The 20,629-nt window shown below is 70.8% G+C and carries 18 protein-coding genes and 1 pseudogene; 14 read left to right on the top strand and 5 right to left on the bottom strand.

From position 1 onward, the window contains the following. Nucleotides 1–5 precede the first annotated feature (5 nt). A complete protein-coding gene (gene uraD, locus LXT12_RS10705) occupies nucleotides 6–1,784 on the bottom strand; it encodes a 2-oxo-4-hydroxy-4-carboxy-5-ureidoimidazoline decarboxylase (RefSeq protein WP_233391849.1) in 1,779 nt (592 codons plus the stop codon). Nucleotides 1,785–1,786: 2 nt separating this feature from the next. After that, nucleotides 1,787–2,743 (bottom strand): allantoinase PuuE, encoded by a 957-nt coding sequence (gene puuE / locus LXT12_RS10700; RefSeq protein ID WP_233391847.1) that lies wholly within the window; start codon nucleotides 2,741–2,743, stop codon nucleotides 1,787–1,789. A gap of 32 nt (nucleotides 2,744–2,775) precedes the next feature. Here puuE and uraH point away from each other — a divergent pair, with 32 nt between their 5' ends. From uraH to LXT12_RS10655, 9 genes are all read left to right on the top strand, one after another. Beyond that, on the top strand, nucleotides 2,776–3,129 hold the full coding sequence (gene uraH, locus LXT12_RS10695; protein ID WP_233391845.1) for a hydroxyisourate hydrolase: 354 nt from the start codon (nucleotides 2,776–2,778) through the stop codon (nucleotides 3,127–3,129). A 358-nt stretch (nucleotides 3,130–3,487) separates the two neighbouring features. Further along, nucleotides 3,488–4,255 carry a xanthine dehydrogenase accessory protein XdhC gene (gene xdhC / locus LXT12_RS10690; protein WP_233391843.1) on the top strand — a complete coding sequence of 256 codons (768 nt, stop codon included), beginning with the start codon at nucleotides 3,488–3,490 and terminating at the stop codon, nucleotides 4,253–4,255. A gap of 109 nt (nucleotides 4,256–4,364) precedes the next feature. Beyond that, nucleotides 4,365–5,552, top strand: coding sequence for a urate hydroxylase PuuD (locus LXT12_RS10685; protein WP_233391841.1), 1,188 nt, complete (start codon nucleotides 4,365–4,367; stop codon nucleotides 5,550–5,552). After that, nucleotides 5,549–6,835 (top strand): glycerate kinase type-2 family protein, encoded by a 1,287-nt coding sequence (locus LXT12_RS10680; RefSeq protein ID WP_233391839.1) that lies wholly within the window; start codon nucleotides 5,549–5,551, stop codon nucleotides 6,833–6,835. Before LXT12_RS10685 ends, LXT12_RS10680 begins: the two co-directional genes overlap by 4 nt. 41 nt (nucleotides 6,836–6,876) lie before the next feature. Beyond that, a complete protein-coding gene (locus LXT12_RS10675; protein ID WP_304622762.1) occupies nucleotides 6,877–9,774 on the top strand; it encodes a DUF3857 domain-containing protein in 2,898 nt (965 codons plus the stop codon). A gap of 111 nt (nucleotides 9,775–9,885) precedes the next feature. Then, nucleotides 9,886–11,145 (top strand): lipoprotein-releasing ABC transporter permease subunit, encoded by a 1,260-nt coding sequence (locus tag LXT12_RS10670; RefSeq protein ID WP_233391837.1) that lies wholly within the window; start codon nucleotides 9,886–9,888, stop codon nucleotides 11,143–11,145. Then, nucleotides 11,138–11,812 carry a lipoprotein-releasing ABC transporter ATP-binding protein LolD gene (gene lolD, locus LXT12_RS10665; protein ID WP_233391836.1) on the top strand — a complete coding sequence of 225 codons (675 nt, stop codon included), beginning with the start codon at nucleotides 11,138–11,140 and terminating at the stop codon, nucleotides 11,810–11,812. The genes LXT12_RS10670 and lolD overlap by 8 nt, the downstream gene beginning before the upstream one ends. 8 nt (nucleotides 11,813–11,820) lie before the next feature. Continuing rightward, on the top strand, nucleotides 11,821–12,675 hold the full coding sequence (gene purU / locus LXT12_RS10660) for a formyltetrahydrofolate deformylase (protein WP_233391834.1): 855 nt from the start codon (nucleotides 11,821–11,823) through the stop codon (nucleotides 12,673–12,675). A gap of 15 nt (nucleotides 12,676–12,690) precedes the next feature. Beyond that, on the top strand, nucleotides 12,691–13,500 hold the full coding sequence (locus LXT12_RS10655; protein ID WP_233391832.1) for a TatD family hydrolase: 810 nt from the start codon (nucleotides 12,691–12,693) through the stop codon (nucleotides 13,498–13,500). Here the strand turns inward: LXT12_RS10655 and LXT12_RS10650 are convergent, their stop codons facing one another. Both LXT12_RS10650 and LXT12_RS10645 read right to left on the bottom strand, forming a co-directional pair. Then, nucleotides 13,501–14,322, bottom strand: a complete 822-nt coding sequence (locus LXT12_RS10650; protein WP_233391830.1) for an MOSC domain-containing protein — start codon at nucleotides 14,320–14,322, stop codon at nucleotides 13,501–13,503. A 23-nt stretch (nucleotides 14,323–14,345) separates the two neighbouring features. Then, nucleotides 14,346–14,564: pseudogene (locus LXT12_RS10645) on the bottom strand (hypothetical protein); the annotation flags it as partial. Between the two features lie 89 nt (nucleotides 14,565–14,653). Between LXT12_RS10645 and LXT12_RS10640 the strand changes: the two are divergent. The 5 genes from LXT12_RS10640 (at nucleotide 14,654) to LXT12_RS10620 (ending at nucleotide 20,167) form a co-directional block, all read left to right on the top strand. Continuing rightward, nucleotides 14,654–15,205 carry a DNA-deoxyinosine glycosylase gene (locus tag LXT12_RS10640; RefSeq protein WP_233391829.1) on the top strand — a complete coding sequence of 184 codons (552 nt, stop codon included), beginning with the start codon at nucleotides 14,654–14,656 and terminating at the stop codon, nucleotides 15,203–15,205. 280 nt (nucleotides 15,206–15,485) lie between these two features. Continuing rightward, nucleotides 15,486–16,265, top strand: coding sequence for a spermine/spermidine synthase domain-containing protein (locus LXT12_RS10635; protein ID WP_233391827.1), 780 nt, complete (start codon nucleotides 15,486–15,488; stop codon nucleotides 16,263–16,265). An 11-nt stretch (nucleotides 16,266–16,276) separates the two neighbouring features. Next, a complete protein-coding gene (tfpB, locus tag LXT12_RS10630) occupies nucleotides 16,277–18,061 on the top strand; it encodes a type IV pilus assembly ATPase TfpB (RefSeq protein WP_233391825.1) in 1,785 nt (594 codons plus the stop codon). A 121-nt stretch (nucleotides 18,062–18,182) separates the two neighbouring features. Beyond that, nucleotides 18,183–18,647 (top strand): tripartite tricarboxylate transporter TctB family protein, encoded by a 465-nt coding sequence (locus tag LXT12_RS10625; RefSeq protein WP_233391823.1) that lies wholly within the window; start codon nucleotides 18,183–18,185, stop codon nucleotides 18,645–18,647. Nucleotides 18,648–18,655: 8 nt separating this feature from the next. Continuing rightward, the gene (locus LXT12_RS10620; RefSeq protein WP_233391821.1) at nucleotides 18,656–20,167 is read left to right on the top strand and encodes a tripartite tricarboxylate transporter permease; all 1,512 of its coding nucleotides are present in this window, start codon (nucleotides 18,656–18,658) and stop codon (nucleotides 20,165–20,167) included. A gap of 107 nt (nucleotides 20,168–20,274) precedes the next feature. Here LXT12_RS10620 and LXT12_RS10615 read toward each other — a convergent pair. Next, on the bottom strand, nucleotides 20,275–20,629 hold a 355-nt coding region (locus LXT12_RS10615), incomplete at its 5' end, for a hypothetical protein (protein ID WP_233391819.1).

Here is a 20,629-nt window from a genome sequence, read left to right as displayed (position 1 = left end):
TTGTATTACGCGGCGCGTAATGATGACAGCATCGACTCGAACGCCCGCACTGCGAGTTCCGCATCATCCGCGGTCACTGTCTCCAGCGGGTTATGGCTGATGCCGCCGTTGCCGCCGCGCACGAAGAGCATGGCTTGCGGAAGCAGGTCGTGCAGCTTCATCGCGTCGTGGCCGGCCCCGGAGGGCAGGCGGTGCAGGGGCAGGCCGAGTGCGGCGACGGCGGCCTCCCACCGCGACTGCCAGGCGGGGTCGCTGGGGGCGGCGTTGGCGGCCATGGTCGGCTGCAGCGTGACGCTCAGGCCGCGGCGCCGGCAGATCTCGTCGAGCTTGGCGCGAACGTCGCTGTCGAGTGCATCGCGGACGGTGTCGGTCGTCGCGCGCAGGTCCAGGCTGAAGCGGCAGCGGCCCGGGATGACGTTGATGGAGCCCGAGGGCACCTCCAGCATGCCGACCGTGGCGACCACGTCGGGCACCGCGGCGGCACGCTGTTCGCAGAAGAGGATGAGCTCGGCCACGCCCGCGGCGGCGTCGCGGCGCTGGCCCATGGGCGTGGTGCCGGCGTGGCTGGCCAGGCCGGTGATCTCGCCCGTGTAGCGCCGGCTGCCGTTGATGCTGGTGACGATGCCCAGCGGCAGGTCCAGGCTGTCGAGCATCGGCCCTTGCTCGATGTGCACCTCGACGAAGCCGAGGTAGCGCGACGGGTCGCGCTTGCTGGCCGTGATGGCCCCCATGCGGCCCGGCAGGCCGGCCGCGCGCATGGCGTCGCGCAAGGGGATGCCCTCGGCATCGGCCTGGTCGAGCCAGGCGGGCTCGAAGGCGCCGGTGAGGGCGCTGGACGCCAGGAAGGTGGCCGGGTAGCGCTGGCCCTCTTCCTCGGAAAAGCCGACGACCTCCAGCCCGAAGGGCAGGCGACGGCCGGCACGGTGCAGTTCGCGCACGGCCAGCATGGGCACGAAGATGCCCAGCCGCCCGTCGAAGCGGCCGGCGCGGCGCACGGTGTCATAGTGGCTGCCGGTCAGCAGGCGCTTTTCCGTCGAGGGGTCGCCCGTGCCGTGGTAGACGCCGACGACGTTGCCGACGGCATCGCGGCCCACCTCGTCGAAGCCGCATTCGCGCATCCACGCCATCAGTTGCTCGGCGACGGCGGTGTGCGCGGGCGTGGCGTAGGTGCAGGTCAGCCAGTCGGGGTCTTCGCTGTGGCGGGCCAGCTCGGCCGCCCAGTCCCAGAGCTGCCGGCCGAGGGCGGGCTCGGCGCCGAACTTGTCGTTCAGGCGGATCTCGGCAATGCGGTGGATCTGGCGCAGGCACTCGGCGCGCTCCAGGTCGGGGTGGGCGCGCAGCCGGCGTTCGAAGGTCGCGATGATCTCGGCGCGCGTGAGGCCGGTGCCGCGCGGGCCGCGCACGGCCAGGATGAAAGGCCAGCCGAAGCGGGCGTTGTAGTCGGCGTTGAGCTGCTGGAGCCTGGCGAACTCCTCGGGCGTGCAGGCCGTGAGGCCGGCCTTGTGCTGCTCGTTCGTCGACTCGGCCGTCAGCTCGCCGGCCACGGCGGCCTTGCCGGCCAGCTCGGGGTGGGCGCGGATGAGGCCGAGCTGCTCGTCGACGGCGGCCTCGCGCACGACGCGGGCCAGGGCGGCCTTGAGCGCGGCGGGTGACGCGAAGGGCCGGGCCGCGGCGGCGCGCTCGGCGATCCACGGCGAGTGCTCGTAGGTGCCATCGAGCAGGGCGACGAATTCGGCGGGCGACGCGGCGTTCAGGCGCGTCAGGAAATTGGACTCTGACCCCATATTCATTCCCAAACGAAGGCGTTGCGGGCATCGAAGGGGTGCATCGCCTTCCAATGCCGCGCGATGTCCAGCCGCCGGCAGACCCAGACCCGGTCGTGTGCCTCGATGTGGTCGAGGAATTTCTGCAGCGCGCGCAGGCGGCCGGGGCGGCCGAGCAGGCGGCAGTGCATGCCGATGCTCATCATCTTGGGATGCTCGGCGCCCTCGGCGTAGAGCACGTCGAAGCTGTCGCGCAGGTACTCGAAGAAAGGCTCGCCATGGCTGAAGCCCTGGGGCAGGGCGAAGCGCATGTCATTGCAGTCGAGGGTGTAGGGCACGACGAGATGGGGCGCGAGCTCGCCATTGGTCTTGCGCACCTGCAGCCAGAAGGGCAGGTCGTCGCCGTAGTAGTCGCTGTCGTATTCGAAACCGCCGAAGTCGGCGACGAGGCGGCGGGTGCTGGGGCTGTCGCGGCCGGTGTACCAGCCCAGGCCGTGCGGCTCGCGGCCCAGGGTCAGGCGCTGCAGCGAGGCCATCGCCTGGGCCATGTGGGCGCGCTCGGTGTCCTCGTCGATGTTCTGGTAGTGGATCCAGCGCCAGCCGTGCGAGGCGATCTCGTGGTCGAGCTCGACGAACGCCTGGGTCAGGTCGGGGTGGCGCTCCAGCGCCATGCCCACGCCGAAGACGGTCAGGGGCAGGGCGCGCTGCTCGAACTCCCTCAGCAGCCGCCAGACACCCACCCTCGAACCGTACTCGTAGATGCCCTCCATGCTGAGATGGCGCGCCGGGTAGCTGGCCGGGTTGAACATCTCCGACAGGAACTGCTCGCTGCCGCCGTCGCCGTGCAGCACGGAGTTCTCGCCGCCTTCCTCGTAGTTCAGCACGAACTGCACGGCGACGCGGGCCTGGCCCGGCCACTGAGCATGGGGCGGGTTCTCGCCATAACCGATCAGGTCACGGGGGTAGCGGGTGGTGCTCATCCCTACACTGTGCATCAAGGAATGGGATCGCCATGGGCAAACTGACAACACATGTGCTGGATACCGCCAACGGCTGCCCCGCTGCGGGCATGGCCGTGCGCCTCTACCGACTGGACGCGGAGGGACCGAAGTGGCTGCGCAGCCTGCACCTGAACGCCGACGGCCGCGCCGACGGCCCGGTGCTGGAGGGCCCGACATTCACGGCCGGCCGCTATCGCTTGGTCTTCGAGGTGGCGGCCTATTTCCGCGGCCGTGGCGAGAAGCTGCCCGAACCGGCCTTCCTGGACGAGGTGCCGCTGGACTTCGGCATCGCGGACGAAAGCTCGCACTATCACGTGCCCCTGCTCGCCTCGCCGTGGGCCTATTCGACCTACCGTGGCAGCTGAAGTGAAACGGCCCCCGGCCCAACCCCGCGCGCTGAACGCGGCGCGGGTCTGGTCCGCCCCCCGAGGGGGCGGCGATGCTTGCGGCATTGAGCCGCAAGCACATCGCCAGCGCGGGCCGGCTCGGGAGCGGCCCAGCGCTCGGCCCGCAATTACCCCGTTTCATCGGCTGCGGGTGGTGCGCAGCACCATGGACAACTGAAGTGAAACCTCAAAGGCAACCACAGAGGCACAGAGGCACTGAGGAAACACAGAGCTTTTCTCTCTGTGGCTCTGTGCCTCTGTGGTTGCATTTCTGCATTCGTTTCATGGGTCGCGAGTGCTGTGAACGCGGAAAGCCGCAAGCTCGGTCCGCAATGTCATGAGCACAGAGGCAATTCTTGTCGTGGTGGCCCGCACCTCGGGCAGCGTGCCGCGCGAGGCGGGGGCCTGGATGGTCGTCGCCCGGGAAGGCGCCACCGGCACCGTCGGCGGCGGGCATCTGGAGTTCGATGCGATTGCCCGGGCACGGGCGGCCTTGCTGGGCGGTCCGCTCGACGAGATCGTTCGCTACCCCCTCGGCCCCAGCCTCGGCCAATGCTGCGGCGGCGTCGTCTGGCTGCGCTTCGAGCGCCTGGAGTCGGGCGAAGACCCGGCCGCGCGCCTGCCGGCGGTGCCGCTGCGCCCGGTAGCCCTCTTCGGCGCCGGGCACGTCGGCCACGCCCTGGCCCGCATCGCGCGGGACCTGCCCCTGGCCCTGCACTGGATCGACAGCCGGGCGGCGGCCTTTCCGGCCGAGCCACCGGCGCCTGGCTGGAGGCAGGAGGCCTGCGAGCCGCCGGCCGACGCCGTCGCCGACCTCGCCGCGGGCTCGGCCGTGCTCGTCATGACCCACAACCATGCCGAGGACTTCGACATCGTCGCCGCCTGCCTGAAGCGCCAGCGCGAGCGCGGCGACCTGCCCTTCGTCGGCATGATCGGCAGCCGGACCAAGTGGGCGAGCTTTCGCCAGCGGCTGCAGGGCCGGGGCTTCGGCGAGGCGGACCTGGCCCATGTCACCTGCCCCATCGGGGTGCCCGGCGTGGCGGGCAAGCAACCGGCCGTCATCGCGGTGGCCGTGCTCGCCCAGTTGCTGAGCCTGCCTGAATAAACTCGCGCCCTGTCGCAGCGGTGTCGGGGGTCTCGCAGCTTCCGCGGACGCGACGCTCCGGGCCCCACAGCACCCGCCGTGGTGGGGCTGCCCGATAACGCCACTGCTCATGGACATCTACCTGCTCGACTGGGCCAACCTGCTGCTGCGCTGGCTGCACGTCATCACCGTCATCGCCTGGATCGGCGCCTCGTTCTACTTCGTCTGGCTGGACAACCACCTCGTCAAGCCGACCGCCGACGACCTCAAGGCCAAGGGGGTGGACGGCGAGCTCTGGGCCGTGCACGGCGGCGGCTTCTACAACCCGCAGAAGTACATGGTGGCGCCCGCCAACCTCCCACAGGATCTGCACTGGTTCTATTGGGAGAGCTACTGGACGTGGATGAGCGGCTTCGGCCTCTTCGTCGTCCTCTACCTCGCCAACGCCAGCCAGATGCTCATCGACCCGCGTGTCTTCGCCTGGGGCGCTCCCTGGCAGGCCGTGGCGGCGGCGCTGGGCTTCCTGCTCATGGGCACGGTGGTCTACGAGGCGGCCTGCCATACCCTCGGGCGGACGGCCGAGGGTGGCGTCGGCCACGATGGCCGGGTGCTGGCGGCGGTCGCCGTCTTTGTCGTGGGCGCAAGCTGGCTGGCCTGCCATCTCTTCGCCGGCCGCGCGGCCTTCCTCATCGTCGGCGCGACGCTGGCGACCATGATGACGGCCAACGTCGCCCACTGGATCATCCCGGGCCAGCGCAAGGTCATCGCCCAGATGCGCTCCGGCCTCAAGCCCGACCCGATCCACGGCCAGCGCGGCAAGCAGCGCAGCGTGCACAACACCTATTTCGGCCTGCCGGTGCTCGTCGCCATGCTGAGCAACCACTACGGCATGCTCTACCAGCACCTGCACAACTGGGCGGTGCTGGCGCTGATGATGGCGGCCGGTGTGGCCATCCGGGTCTTCTTCGTGAAGCGCCACAAGGGGGTGAACAGCTGGGGCGCGGTGGCGCTCGGCGTCGCCTTGCTGGCCGGCGTGATCGCCTGGCTGGCGCCCCGGCCCCAGGCCATGGCGGCGACGGCGGAGCCGGTGGGCTTGGCGCAGATGCAGGCCGTCGTGGCCCAGCGCTGCGCGATGTGCCACAGCGGCGAGGCGGCCCAGAAGGGCGTGCGCCTGGACTCGGCTGAGGGCCTGGCCATCTACAAGGCCCGCATCTACCAGCAGGTGGTCGTGCAGCGCGCCATGCCGCTGAACAACGCCACCGGTCTCACCGACGACGAGCGCGCCCTCATCGGCCGCTGGAGCCAGCAAGCCCCATGAATGTCGATCCTCGCGCGCTGCTGCGCCAGCTCTACGACGTGGCCGTCGCCCGCGCCCTGCCGGGCCATGTGCTGGCCGGGCACCTGCCGCCGCCGCCCAAGGGCCGCACCCTGGTGCTCGGCGCCGGCAAGGCGGGCGGGGCGATGGTGCAGGCGCTGGAGGCCGCCTGGCCTGCCGAGGCGCCGCTGTCGGGCCTGGTGGTGACGCGTTATGGCCACGTGCCCGGCGGCTGGCGGCCGCGCCGCATCGAGTTGGTTGAGGCGGCCCACCCGGTGCCCGACGCCAGCGGCCTGGCCGCCAGCGAGAAGATGCTCGCTCTGGCGCGCGGCCTTACGGCCGACGACCTCGTCATCTGCCTGGTGTCCGGTGGCGGCTCGGCGCTGCTGAGCCTGCCGGCGCCCGGCCTCACGCTGGCCGACAAGCAGGCCGTCAACCGCGCGTTGCTGGCCAGCGGCGCCGCCATCGGCGAGATGAACTGCGTGCGCAAGCACCTCTCGGCCATCAAGGGCGGGCGCCTGGCCGCGGCCTGCGCGCCGGCGCGCGTGCTGACCTTCACCATCAGCGACGTCCCCGGCGACGACCCCGCCGTCATCGCCTCCGGCCCCACGGTGGCCGACGCGACGACCTGTGCCGAGGCGCTGGCCATCTGCCGCCGCCACCGCATCGAGCTGCCGCCGGCCGCCCGCGCGGGCCTGGAGTCCGGCGCCTTCGAGACGCCCAAGCCGGGCGACGAGCGCCTGGCCGGCCATGGCCTCGTCATGCTCGCCACGCCGCAGATGAGCCTGGAGGCCGCCGCCGCCGCGGCCCGCGCCCAGGGCCTGCAGACGCACATCCTCAGCGACGAGATGGAGGGCGAGTCGCGCGTCGTCGGCGGCGTGCACGCGGCCCTGGCCCGGGCCGTCGCGCGGCGCGGCGAACCCTTTGGCCGCCCCTGCGTCATCCTGTCCGGCGGCGAGACCACGGTGACCGTGGACGCCAGCCGGCCCGCCGGCAAGGGCGGGCGGGCCACCGAGTTCCTGCTCGGCTGCGCCCTGGCCCTGCAGGGCGAGCCGGGCGTCTTCGTCCTGGCGGCCGACACCGACGGCATCGACGGCGTCGGCCCGCATGCCGGCGCCCTGCTCACCCCCACCAGCCTCGGCCGGGCGCGCGCCCTGGGCCTCAACCCGCAGGCCCTGCTCGACGCCCACGACAGCGCCAGCTTCTTCGCCCCCTTGGGCGACCTGCTGGTGCCGGGGCCGACCTTCACCAACGTCAACGACTTCCGGGCCCTTCTCGTCCTCTGACGGCCCCGCACAATCCGGCCTTCATGCAGGGAGAGATCGGGATGGCAAGGAAACCGGGGCTGGCGTGGATGCCGGCCGTCGCGCTGGCGATGACATTGGCCATGGCGCCGCAGGCGCAGGCTCAGGTTCAGCCGGCCCGTCCGGTGGCGAAGGGTCAGCCGGCGCGTGCTGCGTCGGCCTACCCCGCCGCGCCGGCCGGGGCCGGGTATCGCTTCGGCCCGGCCCCCGGCTGGGTCAAGGCCCTGCCGCCCGCCGCGGACACCGCCCGCGTGGAGCCCGCGGCCGGCACCAAGGCCCGGCGCGAGCCCCTCGTGGACTTGCAGATCCACCTCGCGCCCAGGTCGGCGACGGCGACCTACGTGCACCTGCAGCGCGTGGCGCTGGACAGCTCCACGCTGCGCGACGTGTCCGAGCCGCAGATCAGCTTCAACCCGGCCTACCAGCAGCTCGTCATCCATGCCGCGGCAGTGCTGCGCGATGGCCAGCGCCAGGACCGGCTCAAGGCGGCCCGCGTGGAGCTGATGCGCCGCGAGCAGCAGCTCGAGCGCCAGATGATCGACGGCGTGCGCACGGCCCTGGTCGTGCTCAGCGACGTGCGGGTGGGCGACGTGGTCGAGATCGCCTACACGGTCGAAGGCGAGAACCCCATCTTCGAGGGCCGCTTCGCCTCGCTGCTGCACGTGGCCAGCGACGACCCCATCGACCGGCTGCACCTGCGCATCGAAGGCCCGCCGGAGCGCCCGCTGCAGGTGCGGGGCGTGGCGACGGACCTGCAGCCCGAGCGCTTCACGGAAGGCGGCCTGCAGGTGTTGCGGGTGCTGCGCGAGCGCGTGGCCCCGGTGCCCGACGAGACCTCCACGCCGCCGTGGTTCAAGGTCTTCCCGGCGCTGCACGTGAGCGAGTACGCCGGCTGGCCCGAGGTGGACCGCTGGGCGCGGCAGCTGTTCGCGCCCGAGCCGCTGCAGCCCGCGGTCGCCGAGCAGGTGGCCGCCATCCGTGCGCGTGCCGCCACGCCGGAGCAGCAGGTCGCCGAGGCGCTGCGCTTCGTGCAGGACGAGATCCGCTACTTCTCGGTGAGCCTGGGCGAGAGCTCGCACCGGCCCAAGCCGGCGTCCCAGACCCTGGCCGACCGCCTGGGCGATTGCAAGGACAAGGTGATGCTGCTGAACGCGCTGCTGGCGGGCCTGGGCATCGACGCGCGGCCCACGCTGGTGTCGACCCTGCGCAACCGCGGCCTGCGCAATTTCCTGCCGGCCCACGACGTGTTCGACCATGTCATCAGCCGGGTGCGGCTGGGCGGGGCGGTGTACTTCCTCGACCCGACGCTCAACGGCCAGGGCCTGTCCCTGGACAAGCGCGGCTACCTGCCCTACGGCGCGGGCCTGGTCATCGGCGGCGAGGGGGCCGAGGCGGCCGGGCCGGTGGCCATCGTGCCCCCGGCCTTCGCCGTCGACGGCCTCGATTTCCGCCAGGACTGGGACCTGTCGGACCTGCGCCGCCCGGCCCAGTTGCGCACCTCGATGAAGGCCACGGGCCTGGCCGCCGAGCGCTGGCGTGCCATTGCCGCCCAGGCCGGCGTGGACCGCATCGCCGAGACCCTGGGCGGCTTCTACGTGAAGGCGGTGCCGGGCCTCGTGAGCGTTGGCGCGCCGGCGCTGCGCGACGACCGCGAGAGCAACGAGTTCGAGCTGACCCTGCAGTTCGAGCATCCCGCGCCGGGCCGCTACCGGCGCGGACAACTGGAGCTGGAGTTCCCGACCGTGGAGCTGGGGGACGCGCTGTCCGTGCCGCCCGAGGCGCGGCGCCGCTATCCCTTCTGGCTGGACGGGCCGCGCAGCCTGGAGCTGCGCATCGCCATCACGGGGCCCCAGGCCTTGAGCGGCACGCCGCCGGCGCCGCAGCAGGTGGCGGACAAGCACTTCAGCTTCCAGGCGCGGGTGGAGGTGAAGGACCGCACCCTGGTGTCGGTGAACCGCTTCGAGCGCCGCAGCGACGAAGTGCTGCCGGCCGACATGGAGGCCTACCGCGAGCGCATCGGCCGCGCCCGCCAGCTGCCGAACAACCAGGCCCGCGTGGCCCTGGTGGACGTGCGCGACAAGGCGCTGGAGCCGCAGTTCGCCGCCATCGACAGGCGGCTGGACAAGTACCGGGCCGGCCGTCCCGATCTGCTCTACCAGATGCTGCAGGCCGGCGAGATCGCGCGGCTGGTGGACACCTCGCTGCTCGACCGCGTGGACCCGCGCGGCCGGATGGCGGCCCGGGTGCTGGCCGAACGGGCCGAGGCGAACAACCTGCTCGGCGACTTCGCCGCCGGCCTCGCCGATGCCGAGGCGGTGCTCAAGCTCGAGCCGCCCGCCGAGGAGGCCGCCGCTGCGCTGGCGGCGCGGGGCGTCGCCCTGGTCGGCCTCGGCCAGCCGGCGCAGGCGCTGGCGGCCTTCAACGAGCAGGCCCGGCTCGGCAGCAGCCAGCCGCCCGGCTCGTGGCTGGGCACGACGCACTATCTGCTGGGCGACTACGCGCAGGCCGAGGCGGCCCTGCGCGACAACGCCGCCAACACGACCGGGGAGGTGAGGCAGTTCACGCTGCTGTGGCTTTACCTCGCCGCCGAGCGCCAGGGCGGGCGCGGCCGGGCCGCGATCGCCGACGAGCTGGCCAGCGTGGACACCGGCCGCGAGGGCTGGGGCAGCCTGCTGCTGCGCTATCTGGGCGGAGCCCTGGACCGCGAGGCCCTGCTCAAGGCCGCCCGCGCCAAGCCCGAGGAGGAGAGGCTGCGCCTGGCCGAGGCCTATTTCTTCATCGGCCAGCAACTGGCGGCCCAGGGCCGGCGCGGCGAGGCCCTGCCGTGGTTCGAGCGCGCGGTGGCCACGCAGGCCGTGCCCTACCGCGAGGTGACCATCGCGCGCTGGGAGCTGCAGCGAGGCGCGGGCGCGGCGCCCTGAGGCTCCGCCGGACGCAGGGCCGGCGGGTTTCCAGTGGTGACCGTGGCGGCGCGCGGCGGCGGCCTGCCAGTTACCATGCCGGCCCCATGCCTCACGCCGTACCTCCGCCCCATGTCCCTGCCGTTTGAACTCCAGGTCGGCTGGCGCTACGTCCGCGCCGGCCGGGGCGGGCGGCGCAACCGCTTCATCAGCTTCATCTCCGGCGTATCGATGATCGGCATCGCCCTGGGCGTGATGGCCCTCATCGTCGTGCTGTCGGTGATGAACGGCTTCCAGCGCGAGGTGCGCGACCGCATGCTCAATGTCATCGCCCACGTCGAGCTGCTGGACTACAGCGGCCAGGCCCTGCCCGACTGGCGGGCCACGGCGGCCCTGGCGCGGCAGAACCCCGAGGTCGTGGGTGCGGCGCCCTTCGTCGCCACGCAGAGCCTCATCGCCCACGGCGGCGACGACATGCGCGGCGCCATCATCCGCGGCATCTCGCCGGCGGACGAGGCCCAGGTCACGGGCCTGGGCGCGCAGCTCAAGGACGGCGCCTTCGCGCGGCTGCAGCCGGGGTCCTGGAACATCGTGCTCGGCGCGGAGCTGGCGCGCCAGCTCAACGTGGGCGAGGGCGACAAGGTCACGCTCGTGGCGCCGGGCGGCCAGGTGACGCCGGCCGGCGTGGTGCCGCGGCTGCGCAGCTTCACGGTGGTGGGCACCTTCAGTGCCGGCCACTACGAATACGACTCCGGCCTGGCCCTCGTCCATCTCGACGATGCGGCCAAGCTTTTCCGCACCGAGGGGCCGACCGGCGTGCAGCTGCGCCTGCGCGACGTGCACGAGGCGCGCCGCGTGGCCGGCGAGCTGGCCCGAACGATGGGGCCCGGCATCCTGGTGCGCGACTGGACGCGCGCCAACGCCACCTGGTTCGACGCCGTGCAGATCGAGAAACGCATGATGAGCATCGTGCTGGCGCTCATCGTCGCGGTGGCGGCCTTCAACCTCGTCTCGACGCTGGTGATGACGGTGACCGACAAGCAGAGCGACATCGCCATCCTGCGCACCCTGGGCGCGAGCCCGCGCTCGGTGATGGGCATCTTCATGGTGCAGGGCGCGGTGTCGGGCGTCATCGGCACCCTGGCCGGCGTGCTGCTCGGCCTGCTGATCGCCTTCAACATCGACGTCATCGTGCCGGCCATCGAGCACCTGCTGAACGTCAGCTTCCTGCCGGGCAGCGTCTACGTCATTAGCCAGATGCCCAGCGATCCGCAGAGCGGCGACATCGTGCCCATCGCCCTCGTGTCGCTGGTGCTCGCCTTCCTGGCCACGCTCTACCCCAGTTGGCGTGCCAGCCGCGTGCAACCGGCGGAGGCGCTGCGCTATGAGTGAACTCGTCATCCAGGCCACGGGCCTGACGCGCCGCTTCCAGGAAGGCGGGCTGGACGTGACGGTGCTGCGCGGCGTGGACCTGGCCGTCAAGCGCGGCGAGACCCTGGCCATCGTCGGCGCCTCCGGCTCGGGCAAGTCGACGCTGCTGCACCTGCTCGGCGGGCTGGACCAGCCCACGGCCGGCATCGTCACGCTGATGGGCCGGCCGCTCGCGCCGATGAACGAGGCCGCACGCGGCGGCTGGCGCAACCGGCACCTGGGCTTCGTCTACCAGTTCCATCACCTGCTGCCGGAATTCAGCGCCGTCGACAACGTCGCCATGCCGCTGCGCATCCGCCGGCAGGCGCGGCCCGAGGCGCGCGCCACGGCCGCCGAGATGCTGGCCCGCGTGGGCCTGGGCGAGCGGCTGCACCATCGGCCCGGTGAGCTCTCGGGCGGCGAGCGCCAGCGCGTGGCCATCGCGCGGGCCCTGGTGACGCGGCCGGCCTGCGTGCTCGCCGACGAACCCACGGGCAACCTCGACCGCGACACCGCCGACGCCGTCTTCGCGCTGATGCTGGAACGCGCCCGCGAGCTGGGCACCGCCTTCGTCCTCGTCACCCACGACCGCGACCTCGCGGCGCGCTGCGACCGGCAGCTGCGCCTCGTGGCCGGCCAATTCGCCTGACCCGCCGCATGACCCCCCGCTTCATCCTCAAGCTCTCCTGCCCCGACCGCGCCGGCATCGTCCATGCCGTCACCGGCGTGCTGCTGCGCGAGGGCGCCAACATCCTCACCTCGCACCAGCACGGCGACGCCGACCACGCGCGCTTCTTCATGCGCATCGAGTTCGAGGCGGCGGCCGAGGAGGGCGCGCTGCAGCAAGCCTTCGCGCCGCTGGCGGCCGAGTTCGGCATGGATTGGGAGCTGGTGGCGCGCAGCCGCAAGACGCGCGTGCTGCTGCTGGTGTCCAAGCTCGGGCACTGCCTGAACGACCTGCTGTTCCGCGTGCAGACGGGCCACCTGCCCATCGAGATCCCGGCCATCGTCTCCAACCATCGCGACTTCTATCAGCTGGCGGCCTCGCACAACATCCCTTTCCACCACTTCCCGCTGCTGGGCGGCACCGACGCCCAGAAGGCGGCGCAGGAGGCCAAGATCCGGGAGGTGATCGCGGACAACCAGATCGACCTCGTGGTGCTGGCGCGCTACATGCAGATCCTGTCGCCCGAGCTGTGCCGCGACCTGGCGGGCCGGGCCATCAACATCCACCACAGCTTCCTGCCGAGCTTCAAGGGCGCCCGGCCCTACCACCAGGCCTACGAGCGCGGCGTCAAGCTCATCGGCGCGACGGCCCACTACGTGACCAGCGACCTCGACGAGGGCCCCATCATCGAGCAGGAGGTCGCCCGCATCGACCACAGCATGCCGCCGGAGCAGCTCGTCGGCATCGGCCGCGACATGGAGTGCGTGGCCCTGGCCCGGGCCATCCAATGGCATGCCGAGCACAGGGTGCTGCTGAACGGGAACCGCACGGTCGTGTTTCGTTGAGTTAGAAGGTCAGGCATGTGGATCGACACCCACTGCCACCTGGACGCCGCCGAGTTCGACGCTGACCGCGACGCCGTCATCGCCCGCGCCAAGGCCGCGGGCGTCACGCGGATCGTCATCCCGGCGGTCGACGTGCACAACCTGGACGCGGTGCGGCTGCTGGCCATCGAGCATGGCTTCAGCTATGCGCTCGGCATCCATCCGCTGTGCGTGATGCGTGCGGCCGAGGGCGACCTCGCCAGGCTGGCCGAAGCGCTCGAGACCCACCATGCCGACCCGCGGCTTGTCGCAGTCGGCGAGATCGGCCTGGACTTCTTCGTCGACGGCCTGGACCCGGGCGTCCAGCAGCATTTCTACGTGGAGCAGCTCAAGCTCGCCAAGCGAGCCGGCCTGCCGGTGCTGCTGCACGTGCGGCGCAGCGCGGACAAGCTGCTGGCCGGGTTGCGCCGGGTGGACTTCCCGCACGGCGGCATCGCCCACGCCTTCAACGGCAGCGAGCAGCAGGCGCAGGCCTTCGTCGAGCTGGGCTTCAAGCTCGGCTTCGGCGGCACGCTGACCTTCGAGCGCGCGCTGCAGATCCGCCGCATCGCCGCCAGCGTGGCCGACGACGTGCCGGTGCTGGAGACCGACGCGCCGGACATCCCGCCGCACTGGCTCTACAAAACGGCCGCGCAGCGCGAGGCCGAACCGGGGCAGGCGCGCAACGAGTCAGCCGAGCTGCCGCGCATTGCCGCGAGCCTGGCCGAACTGCGCGGCTGGACGGTGGCGGAAACGGCGCGCATCACCAGCGCCAACGCGCGGGCGGTGCTGCCGCGGCTGCGCTGATCAGGCCCCGGCGAAGGCCAGCGCCAGCTCGACGCGGTCGCCGACGTGCAGCCGGCCCGCCGCGTTGCCGCGTGCATAGACGCCAAACTGCACGGGCTCGCCCGGCGCACGTTCGGCGCTGAGGCGGGCCAGCGCGTCCAGCACGGGCGGCTGGGGTTCGGCGGTGGCCGGGTCGACCGTCGGCATCACGCAGCGCACGCAGGGCGAGGTGCGGCGCAGCGTGAGGGCGCCGAGGCGAGCTTCGGTGAGGAGGTCCTCAATGAAGGGCGGCAGCGGCTCGCCGCTCTCGCTGCACAGCACCACGTTGGGCCGGGCACGCTGGACCGGGCCGTTGAGCGGCCGGCCCAGCGCCTCCTGCCAGGACTGCAGAGAACCGTCGCCCAGCAGGTGCAGGGCGTTGAGTATGGGCCGGCGCTGGGCCTCGATGCTCAGGCGCACGAGGCGCAGGCGCTCGCCGGTGGCGGCGTGCAGCAGGGCCGCGGCGTCCTCGCCGGCGTCCCAGGCCTGCAGGACGTCGAAGTCCTGGCGTTCGCCGTTCCAGCCGCGCACTTCGACGGCGTCGCCGCCGTCGTCGGGCACGCTCAGCGACCGCCCCCCGGCGCGCAGCTGCAGGGCCGGCCCGGCGAGATGCGCCTGCACCAGGGCCAGCCGGGGATGGGCCCCCATCCAGGTCAGCTCGCCCGAGACGTCGACGACACCCCAGCCGCGGTCGCCCACCGGCCAGCCGTCGGCATCCAGCGCCAGCGACTCGACGGCTTCGCCGGCGCAGGACTTGACGGGGTATCGCCAGAGTTCGGCGATGCGGGCGATGAGGTCGGCCATGGCGGTGGGTCTTTCGTCGGCGGTCAGCGGTTGCTTGGCGCGATCCGCGTCTCCGGCATGGGGTAACCCGCGGCTCGGAAGGTGGTGCTGATCGCCTTGTGGGTGTCGAAGTAGACCTGCCAGGCATGGCCGGTGTGGCAGTAGGGTCTCACGCAGGGCCGAAGGCTCTCGGGCGCGCCGCCGGCCTGGATGAAGTCGCCCACCTTGAAGGGCCGCAGCACCTGCATGAAGACGCCGGCGGCCGGCACCTTCAGGCCGGATTCCACCCCCCTGGGTGCTGAGAAACTGCCAGACGGCTTCCGTGTTCCTTCGAAAATTGCCGACCGACCCCTTGAAGACGACCGCATCCTCCCAGCCGCCCACGGCCAATCCCCCCAATCCCGAGTCTGCGCGCCTCGTCGGCCTGGCGCCGGTGTTCGACGCCAGGGCCCGCGTGCTGGTGCTGGGCAGCTTTCCGGGCGCGGCCTCGTTGAAGGCGGCGCAGTACTACGCGCATCCGCGCAATGCCTTCTGGCCGGTGATGGCGGCCCTGCTCGGCGAGGCTGCCTTGCCGCAGCAGCCCTATGAGCAACGGCTGCAAGCGCTGCGCCGCGGGCGCGTGGCCCTGTGGGACGCCGTGGCGGCCTGCCGGCGCGAGGGCAGCCTCGACACGGCCATCGAGGACGCCGAGCCGAGCGACGTGGCCGAGCTCGTCGCCCGGCTGCCGCAGCTGCGGGCCATCGCCTGCAACGGCGGCCTGGCCCACGGGCAGGCGCTGCGGGCCCTGGGCGCGCCCGGGCTGCCGGTGCTGCGGCTGCCGTCCACCAGCCCGGCGCATGCCGGCCTGAGCCTGGCCGCCAAGATCGCCGCCTGGCGCGAGGCGCTGGCGCCCTGTCTCGGCTGACCTAGGGCCTGTTCACCCTACGGCAGGGGTCGCGTTGCGACCAAAAGGCCCGCGAGCAAGGCGCGAAACGAAGCTTGGGTAGGCCCCAAGCGAGGCTTCGCAACGCCGCGCGCGGGCCTTTTGGTCACAACCCGAAGGGAAGGCCATCCCCCAGGGGCCACTCGGCGTTGCACCGCTTGCCCGCATATCAATGCGGGCGGCGCGCTGCGCCTTGATTGGCCCCTGGGGGATGGCCTTCGCGACCCCTGCCGTAGTGTGAACAGGCCCTAGGATGCCGGCCATGAAGAAGAACCCACGGGGCGCCACCTGGGCGCCCGCCACGCTCAGCGAGTTCGACGGCGTGCGCTTCCTGCACCTGGACTCCATCTGGGTGCAGGGCGCGATGCGCATCCGCAAGCCCGACGAGATCGAGCTGGAGTACGTGCAGCGCATGTGTGCCTGGATGCTGTGGCGCGACCCGGCCGCGCTGGGCGAGGGCCATGCGGTGCAGCTGGGCCTGGGGGCGGCGGCGCTGACGCGCTTCTGCCATGGCCGCCTGAAGATGCGGACGACGGCCGTCGAGATCAACCCCGAGGTCATCGCCGCCTGCCGGCAGTGGTTCCGGCTGCCGGCGGACGACGCGCGGCTGCAGGTGGTGAACGAGGACGCCGCCCGCTGGGTGGCCGACGAGGCCCACCTGCAGACGGTGGACGTGCTCAACGTCGACCTCTACGACCACGAGGCCGCCTCGCCGGTGCTGGACGACGAGGCCTTCTACGCCGCCTGCCGCGGCGTGCTGGCCGATGGGGGGCTGATGACGGTCAACCTCTTCGGCCGCAGCGCCAGCTTCGCCCGCAGCGCCCTGCGCATCGCGCGGGCCTTCGGTTCCGACCAGGTCTGGAGCCTGGCGCCGACCAAGGAGGGCAACACCATCGTCGTGGCGGCCCGCGGGGTGCAGGTGCCTCACCGCGAGGTGCTGGAGCAGCGCGCAGCTAACATCGAAACGCGCTTCAAGCTGCCGGCCCGCAAATGGCTGCGGCTCGTGCGGCCCCTGCCCACGAGCATCCTGCAGGCGCTTTGACCCCGACCACGATGACCTCCAAGCCGAAATCCGAGTCCGCGTCATCCTCCAAGCCGGAAGGCCGCCTGGAATGGCGCCAGTTGCTGAAGTGGCTGCTGAAGGATGGCCTGATCGACGAGGCCCAGGCCATCCGCACGGAGCAGAGGTTGGGGGCGGGCGACAGCTCGCTGCACGCCCTCGTGCGGCTGGGCCATGCCAATCTCGTCCACCTGGCGACCGGCAAGCCGCTGGACGTGGACGCGCTGACCGAATGGCTGGCGGTGCGGGCCAAGCTGCCCTATCTGCGCATCGACCCGCTGAAGGTGGACGTGGGCCGCGTGGGCGACGTGATGTCCATCGGCTATGCCGAGGCCAAGCGCTGCCTGCCGGTGCAGTTCGGGCTGATGGACGTGACCATCGCGACCTCGGAGCCTTTCGACACCGGCTGGGTGGCGCAGATCGAGTCGCATGTGCGCAAGCCCATCAAGCTGGTCGTGGCCAACCCGCTGGACATCGCGCGCTACACGACCGAGTTCTTCACGCTGGCCCGCTCGGTGAGGGCCGCGGCCAAGGCGGGAGAGCAGAGCCAGGTGGCGAGCTTCGAGCAGCTCGTCGAGCTGGGCAAGACCAACAAGCAGCTCGACGCCAACGACCAGGGCGTGGTGCAGGTGGTCGATTGGCTGTGGCAGTACGCCTTCGACCAGCGCGCCAGCGACATCCACCTGGAGCCGCGCCGCGAAATGGGCGTCATCCGCTTCCGCATCGATGGCGTGCTGCACACGGTCTACCAGCTGCCCCCCACGGTGATGAGCGCGATGACCTCGCGCATCAAGCTGCTCGGCCGCATGGACGTGGTCGAGAAGCGCCGCCCGCTGGACGGCCGCATCAAGACGCGCAACCCGGCCGGCGACGAGGTGGAGATGCGCCTGTCGACGCTGCCGACGGCCTTCGGCGAGAAGATGGTGATGCGCATCTTCGACCCCGAGACGGCGGTCAAGGACCTGGCGTCGCTGGGCTTCGGCCAGCACGATTCCGAGCGCTGGGAGGCCCTGGTCAAGCAGCCGCACGGCATCATCCTCGTGACCGGCCCGACGGGCAGCGGCAAGACGACGACGCTGTATTCCACGCTCAAGCGGCTGGCGACGGACGAGGTCAACGTCACCACCATCGAAGACCCCATCGAGATGATCGAGCCGGCCTTCAACCAGACGCAGGTGCAGAACCAGCTGGACTTCGGCTTCGCCGACGGCCTGCGCGCCCTGATGCGCCAGGACCCCGACATCATCATGGTGGGCGAGATCCGTGACCTGGAAACCGCCGAGATGGCCATCCAGGCGGCGCTAACCGGCCACCTGGTGTTCAGCACCCTGCACACCAATGATTCGGTGTCGGCCATCACGCGGCTGCAGGACCTCGGCGTGCCGAGCTACCTCATCAGCGCCACCATCATCGGCGTGCTCGCGCAGCGGCTGGTGCGCACCTTGTGCCCGCACTGCAAGCAGCCCGACCCGACGGTGACGCGGGAGAGCCTGAACGAGCTGGTGCGCCATTGGCGGCTGGGCGGCGGCGTGCGGCCGTACAAGCCGGTGGGCTGCCTGGAGTGCCGCAACACGGGCTTCCGCGGCCGCGCCGGGCTGTACGAGCTGCTGACGGTCTCCGAAGGCGTCAAGGGCAGCCTCGACGACCTCGGCGCCCTGCGCCGCCAGGCCGTGCAGGAAGGGCTGCGGCCCCTGCGCCTGGCCGGCGCGATGAAGGTGGCAGAAGGCGTGACGACGGTCGAGGAAGTGCTGCGCAGCACGCCGGCGTGGGACGCCTGACGTCACCTGCCGCGGCAACTCGGGCTTACGTGTAATCCACAGGCTGGGGGGCTCCCCCCGCTGACAGAATCGCCGGCAGATGTTGCGCGCCCGGACCTGGGCGCGCCGGAGGCGACAAACGATGAAGATCAAGAGCCAGCGGGACTTCTGGTCCGGGCTGATGTTCCTGGTGGTGGGCGTGGTGTTCGCGTGGGGCGCGACGGAGTATTCCTTCGGCGCCTCGGCAAGACCTGGCCCCGGCTATTTCCCCTTCGGGCTGGGCATCCTGCTCGCCGCGCTTGGCGGCCTGGTGCTCTTCAAGGCGCTGACGCTTGAGTCCGAGAACGGCGACCCCATCGGCCGCATCGCGTGGCGACCTCTGCTCGTCATCGTCGTGACCATCGCGGTGTTCGGCGCCGCCTTGCCGCGGCTGGGCCTGGCCTGCACGCTGCCTCTGATCATCACCCTGTCGGCCCTGGCGAGCAGCGAGTTCCACTGGCGGGACGTGCTGGTCAGCAGCGTGGTGCTGACCGTGGGCAGTTGGGCCCTGTTCATCTGGGGCCTGAAGCTGACCATCCCGCTCTGGCCCGTCTTCATCACCGGCTGAGGCGTGCCATGGATCTGCTGAACAACCTCGCCCTTGGCTTCCACACGGCGCTGAGCCTGCAGAACCTGGCCTACGCCTTTTTCGGCGCGGTGCTGGGCACGCTGATCGGCGTGCTGCCGGGCCTCGGGCCGGTGGCGACCATCGCCATGCTGCTGCCGTCCATCTACACACTGGACGCCACGCCGGCCCTGATCATGCTGGCGGGCATCTACTACGGCGCGCAGTACGGCGGCTCGACGACGGCCATCCTCATCAACGTGCCCGGTGAGTCGAGCTCGGTGGTGACGGCCATCGACGGCTACCAGATGGCGCGTCGCGGCCGGGCCGGCGCGGCCCTGGCAGCTGCCGGCCTGGGCAGTTTTTTCGCCGGCTGCGTGGGCACGGTCATCATCGCGGCCTTCGCGCCGCCGCTGACCGAGCTGGCCTTCAAGTTCGGGTCGGCGGAGTACTTCTCTCTGATGGTGCTCGGCCTCGTCGGCGCGGTGGTGCTGGCGTCGGGCTCCCTCATCAAGGCGATCGCGATGATCGTGCTCGGCCTGCTGCTGGGCCAGATCAACACCGACGTCATCACAGGCACAGCCCGTTTCTCTTTCGACATCCCTGAGCTGACGGACGGCATCGGCTTCGTGGTCATCGCAATGGGCGTGTTTGGTTTCGGCGAGATCATCGCCAACCTGGGTCAGCCGGAAGAGCATCGAGAGGTCTTCACCAAGGAAGTGACCGGGTTGTGGCCCACACGCGAGGACTTCCGCGAGGCCTGGCCGGCAGTGCTGCGAGGCACGGCGTTGGGTTCGGTGCTCGGGGTGTTGCCGGGCGGCGGTGCGCTGCTCGCCTCTTTCGCGGCCTACACGCTCGAGAAGAAGGTGGTGCGCAAGCCCAGCGTGCCCTTCGGGAAGGGCGCCATCCAGGGCGTCGCCGGGCCCGAGAGCGCGAACAACGCAGGAGCCCAGACCAGCTTCATCCCCATGCTGACGCTCGGCATCCCGCCCAACGCAGTCATGGCGCTGATGGTCGGCGCCATGACCATCAAGGGCATACAGCCCGGACCTCAGGTGATGACGAGCAACCCGGAGCTGTTCTGGGGTCTGATCGCGTCGATGTGGGTCGGTAACTTGATGCTCATCGTGCTGAACCTGCCGCTCATCGGCATCTGGATCAAGCTGCTGACGGTGCCCTACCGCTTCCTTTTCCCGGCCATCGTGGTGTTCTGCTGCATCGGCACCTACTCGCTGAACAACAACAGCTTCGACGTCTACCTCACGGCTGGCTTCGCACTGCTGGGTTATGTGTTCTACAAGCTGAGCTGTGAGCCCGCGCCGCTGCTGCTGGGTTTCATCCTCGGGCCCATGATGGAAGAAAACCTGCGCCGCGCGTTGCTGCTGGCCCGGGGGGACTGGAGTACCTTCCTGACGCGGCCCTTGTCGGCGGGATTGCTGGCGGCGGCGGCGCTCATGGTCGTCGTCGTCATGCTGCCTTCCATCAAGAGCAAGCGGGAAGAGGCGTTCCAGGAGGAGTCCTGAGCGGGCTCGGGGCAAGGCAGGGCGATTGACGGCTCCGTAGACAAGAATTTCGCGTGGCGCTCTTGCTCGACCCGAAAATCCTGTGCTACAGTCGTGGGCTTCGCTGATCACAACGCAGCGCTGACTGGAAACGGAAGGCGCGATGGGGTGAAAGGCGGAGGGCAGGTGATCAAAGCCTGCTGGCGAGGCTTTGAGGCTCGTCGGGTGCTGGAAGCGGATCTGAAGAGAAGCTTCAAAAAGTACTTGACAGCGTCGCGAAAGCGGATCAAAATCTCGCCTCTTTGCTGCTGACGACTGGATTGCGAAAGCGCTGGCCGGGGTGGTGAAGAAAGCGAAGTTGCCGAGTATTGAGAAAAGAAATTTTCAAAAATACTTGACGACGAAGCAAAAAGCAGATTAGAATCTCGCTTCTTTGCTGCTGACGATAAGTCGGCGACGCAGACGATGAATGCAAATTCTGGG

Origin of the sequence: Pelomonas caseinilytica, assembly GCF_021353235.1 — a bacterium.
Lineage (GTDB): Bacteria > Pseudomonadota > Gammaproteobacteria > Burkholderiales > Burkholderiaceae_C > Pelomonas > Pelomonas caseinilytica.
The sequence above is the reverse complement of the archived record's forward strand: the minus strand, read 5'-3'. Positions and strand labels throughout refer to the sequence as shown.